The organism is Desulfocicer niacini (assembly GCF_054657595.1).
On the sequence record NZ_BAAHYK010000141.1, the window covers coordinates 1 to 1,162 of the forward strand.

General features: G+C 37.1%; 1 protein-coding gene. It reads left to right on the plus strand.

The window, feature by feature from the left end; genetic code table 11:
* On the plus strand, positions 1 to 1,079 hold a 1,079-nt coding region (locus ACYQ2M_RS25080; protein WP_459919141.1), incomplete at its 5' end, for a response regulator.
* Positions 1,080 to 1,162 lie beyond the last annotated feature (83 nt).

Genomic DNA, 1,162 nt, shown 5'->3' on the forward strand with positions numbered 1-1,162 from the left:
ATGTATTATCCGGAATCGTTACGTATCCGGAATTACTTTTAATGGATCTTCCCAAGGATAGTCCGTTTAGAAATGCAATCATGACGATACAGGACTCAGGCAAGAGAGCAGCATCTATTGTTGAGGATTTATTAACGCTTACCAGACGGGGTGTTCCATATATTGAGACCGTTAATTTAAATGATATTATACGTGACTTTCTGAAATCTGGTGAATATCAAACCCTTATCCGTTACCATCAAAATATAAATGTTAAAACGCAGCTTGAGGGGGATCTGTATAATATTATTGGTGCATCCGTACATCTAAGTAAAACGTTGATGAATCTGATGTCTAATGCAGCAGAGGCCATTCAAATGGGTGGAACCATTCTGGTATCAACAGAAAATCGATATATTGATACCCCCATAAAAGGCTATGATGAAATTTGTGAAGGTAATTATGTTCTATTAACGATCATAGATTCTGGAATGGGAATTAATCCGGAAGACCTTAAAAGAATTTTTGAACCCTTTTATACAAACAAAATTATGGGAAGAAGTGGTACGGGGCTTGGCATGTCTGTCGTCTGGGGTACTGTTCAAGACCATAATGGCTATATTCATGTCGAAAGTTCTCCTGGCAAAGGCACCAAATTCCAATTGTTTTTTCCAGCAACGATTAAAGCGATTGCAGATACTCAGGAATCAATATCTATAGATAAGTATACAGGCAATGGTGAACGTATTTTAATTATAGATGATGTAAGAGAACAACGGGAAATTGCCCGGAATCTATTAAGGCGGTTAAACTATTCAACCCATACTGTTTCCAGTGGTGAAAAAGCAATTGAGTATTTGAAAACCAATCAGGTTGACTTACTTATATTAGACATGATCATGGATACGGGAATGGATGGTTTGGAGGCCTATAAACAGATTATTAAAACGCATCCCAACCAAAAAGCTGTCATCGCAAGTGGTTTCTCGGAAAATGCGAGAGTAAAAGAAGCCCAACGGCTTGGTGCGGACGAATATTTAAAAAAGCCTTATACCTTTGAGAAAATCGGTCTTGCAGTAAAAAAAGCACTGGGAAAATAAAATCAAACATCTGTTAAAAAAAACACCACAGAATAATGAAAAATATAAATAAAAACATGCTGCGGATAAACCGCAGATGTTTG